Raw genomic sequence first — 3274 nt, forward strand, 5'->3', positions numbered from 1 at the left:
GCGCTCCCCCCTCCGTACCGCCGCCCAGCACGTCCGCCAGGAGCCGCGGGTCCTCGCGGAGCTTTGCCAGCGCCCGCGACACCGCGCTCTTGACCGTGCCGACCGAGACCCCGAGCACCGCCGCGGTCTGCGCCTCGCTCAGGTCCTCGTAGTAGCGCAGAACGACCATGGCCCGCTGCCGCTCCGGGAGCGCCAGAACCGCCCGCCACACCGCGTCGCGCACGGCCTGCTGCTCGGCGGGGTCGGGGCCGGGCACCGGCTCGGGCTCCGGCAGCTCCTCGCAGGAGTACTCGTCCACCCGGCGCTTGCGCCACTGCGAGGTGCGCGTGTTCACCAGCGCGCGGCGCACGTAGCCGTCGAGCGCGCGCTGGTCCTCGATCCGCTCCCAGGCCATGTAGGTCTTGGTCAGCGCGGTCTGGAGCAGGTCCTCGGCGTCGCTCGGGTTGGCGGTGAGCGAGCGCGCCGTGCGCAGCAGCACCGGCCCGCGGGCCCGTACGTACGAGGTGAAGGTCAGCGGCGTCACGGTCGCGGCCGTCCCATGCGTGGTCATGGCCCAACGCTAGGAGCCGGGGCCCCCGCCCCGGATCGGCCCCAGGTCCCGATGCCGCGTCCCTCTCAGGGTGGAGGCGGGTCGCCGCCTCCACCCCCGGAAGGGGGACGGACCCCCGTACCGTCTCGGGGTCGCCCCGGTGACCGCCCGCGCGCACCGGCAGCGCACGGCAGCCGCGCGCCACAGCCGCGCGCACAACAGCAGAGCGGCCGCACCGAGTGCGGCCGCCCTGCCCCATCCCTTCTCCCGGGACACCGGCCGGTTCCCCGCCCGGCCGGCGCCCGTCGGCTCATCCGAGCCCGTGAAGCGCGTGCACCACCACGGCCCCGAACCGGGTGATGCGGGTACGTGCCATGTTCTGTCCTTCCGGAGCGTGTGCCTGAGGTTGTCGCAGCGACGTCGCGAACACAGACTGCCCGACGAAAACCCGGCGAACCACTCACAACGCCTCATCCACTCGCAAGAATGACGACGTGTCGATAAACCCCCCACGCAACCGCATAACCCCCTCCCACCCGTCCGCAGCAGGGCGGGCGCCACCGGCACGCCCCTCGCACGCCCGTACGCGCCCCCGGCGCACGGCGCCCGCGCCATACCCGCGCGCCCCGAATCGGGAGCCAAGCGCCCCCACCGGCCAACAGTGGAACGGCACGGCCTCCGGGGGGCGTCGTCCCTCCGAGGGGCACGACGAGCGCGCCCCGGAGGGGGAGACCACACATGGACACGAGCGGATTCGCGGAGTGGGTAGAGCGGTTCGAGGACGAGCGCGAGCGCAGACGCGTCCAGGGCGACCCCGACTGGGAGCGGGGCGCCGTCCTCCACCCGGCCGTGAGGAGCAGCGTCCAGCGCTTCCAGGTGGGCGAGGACGGCGACGGCTCCAACCTGATCGCCAAGGCGGACCGGGCCGGGGACCCCGACTACGCGCGGGCGGTGCGGCTGTTCGTCGCCGAGGAGCAGAACCACGCCCGCCTGCTCGCCCATCTGCTGGCCGCGGGCGGCGCACCGGTGCTGAACGGCCACTGGAGCGACAGGGCCTTCGTACGGCTGCGGCGCCTGATGGGGCTGCGCGTGGAACTGCTGGTGCTGATGGTCGCGGAGGTGGTGGCGCTGCGCTACTACCGCGCCCTGCGCGACGGCGCCGGCGACCCGCTCGCCTCGGACGTGGCGGGCCGCATCCTGGCCGACGAGCAGCGCCACGTACCGTTCCACTGCGAGCGCCTGCACGCCTCCCTCGCCCGGCTGCCCCGCCCGCTGCGCCGACCGGTGATGAGCCTGTGGCGGCTCCTGCTCCTCGCCGCGTCCCTCGTCGTCGCCGCCGACCACGGCCCGGCGCTGCGCCGGCTCGGCCTCGGGCGCCGGCGCTTCGTCGCGGACGTCATGGCCTCCTCCCGCACGGTGGTCTCCGCGGTGCTGACCCCGCGTACGGCCGCCCGTTCGGGTACACGGCCGGGCACCCGATCGGGCAAGGCCTGACACCGGACGGCCGGGCGATGGCCGCAGGCCGTACTGCGGTCACCGCATGGACCACCCGCCCCATGGCCCATACAAGCCCTCGGAACGCCTGGAAACCCTCAGTACCGACCGGCCCTACGTCTTCGACCGCCCGGCACGGACGTAATCGCGGTACTCGTCCCCCGCCATGCCGGTGTTGACCCACCTCCCGCGGAGCGCCCCCGTCCGGTCCTCCGCGACGGCCATGGCGCTCGGTGGATCGTCCACGACCGCGATCTCCCGCCCGAACTCCTCATCGGGGTCCAGGGGTGGGAATTCCAGCAGATCGCAGAAGTCCTCACCCCCGGTGTCCTCCACGGTGTGGAGCATTACTACAAAGCCGCGCCTGGTCGGTTCGACGGAGACCCAACTGACGGCAGGGGCGTCCCCTGAGCCCACCGGCCCCAGGAACTGCTCGATGCCCTGCCCCCTGCGCAGGGCGCCAACGGCGAACGAATCGGTCAGGTAGCGCATCCGCGCAGCATAGATACCGGCCCCAGAACCGCACCGACAGCACTGCGGATACCTGCTTTGGACCATGCCATGGTCCGCCGTGACCCCACGGACTCGGGGCTGTCAGTTCAGCGACTTCTCGATGGCCCCGAAGATGTCCGCCTCGGTCTCCTCTGCCAGTCAGGCAGGGCGGCCCGGTCGGCCACGTACCCCGGCTTCGGGCCCTCGAAGTGTTCATGGGTTTCATGGTCCTGCCTCCCTTCGACCGTACCCGGACAGGCACCCCGCGCAGTTGGCTGTGCACAGAACGCGATCGGTTTCGGCCTTCCGCCCGCCGGGCGATGCGGCGCGCACGGGAAGGAGCGAGGGAGCTTGGAGAACATGGCCACGGACGAGCCCGCCAAGGGCGACGCGCTCTACGACGAGATCCGGAAGACCGTGGGCGAGTTCCAGGACAGGGACGCCGCGTACTACCTCCTGCGTCCCGTCGGCGGAGGCCGCGAGTGGGCGGCCATGCCCGAGGTGCTGCGCCCGGCCACGCAGGCCGAGTTGCTGAGCGCCCGCGTGAAGGCCGCCAACCGCGCCGGCCGGATGCCGTGACGCGGGCCGCCACCTGGATGCGTTTCTGGTGCGAGCTGTCGGCGAGCGCCCCCGGCCGGCCGTCCCGGATCGTGCTGGGCCTGCACCTGGCCCCCACCCCGCGCCTGGCGGTGCGGTGGATGCGCGGGCAGGCGGAACGCGTCGCCAGGCGCGGGGTGGGGGCCAGGTGCAGGCCCAGCA

At 73.3% G+C, this 3274-nt stretch carries 4 protein-coding genes and 1 pseudogene; 3 read left to right on the plus strand and 2 right to left on the minus strand.

Annotation, left to right across the window (positions count from 1 at the left end; all coding sequences use genetic code 11):
• Positions 1-550: SigE family RNA polymerase sigma factor (locus L7D48_RS15740; RefSeq protein WP_237880071.1), on the minus strand; the 550-nt coding region annotated here is incomplete at its 3' end.
• A 717-nt stretch (positions 551-1267) separates the two neighbouring features.
• Between L7D48_RS15740 and L7D48_RS15745 the strand changes: the two genes are divergently transcribed.
• The gene (locus tag L7D48_RS15745; RefSeq protein ID WP_237880072.1) at positions 1268-2023 is read left to right on the plus strand and encodes a ferritin-like domain-containing protein; all 756 of its coding nucleotides are present in this window, start codon (positions 1268-1270) and stop codon (positions 2021-2023) included.
• Between the two features lie 114 nt (positions 2024-2137).
• Here the strand turns inward: L7D48_RS15745 and L7D48_RS15750 are convergent, their stop codons facing one another.
• Complete coding sequence (locus tag L7D48_RS15750; protein WP_237880073.1) at positions 2138-2515, minus strand: hypothetical protein; 378 nt, start codon at positions 2513-2515, stop codon at positions 2138-2140.
• A gap of 360 nt (positions 2516-2875) precedes the next feature.
• On the opposite strand from L7D48_RS15750, the gene L7D48_RS15755 reads away from it, so the two are divergent.
• On the plus strand, positions 2876-3094 hold the full coding sequence (locus L7D48_RS15755) for a hypothetical protein (protein WP_237880074.1): 219 nt from the start codon (positions 2876-2878) through the stop codon (positions 3092-3094).
• Positions 3091-3274 (plus strand): annotated as a pseudogene (locus tag L7D48_RS15760) (hypothetical protein); the annotation flags it as partial. The gene L7D48_RS15755 and the pseudogene L7D48_RS15760, both read left to right, overlap by 4 nt.

It is taken from the genome of Streptomyces sp. ICN903 (assembly GCF_022015835.1).
In the GTDB taxonomy this organism is placed as follows: Bacteria; Actinomycetota; Actinomycetes; order Streptomycetales; family Streptomycetaceae; genus Streptomyces; species Streptomyces fenghuangensis.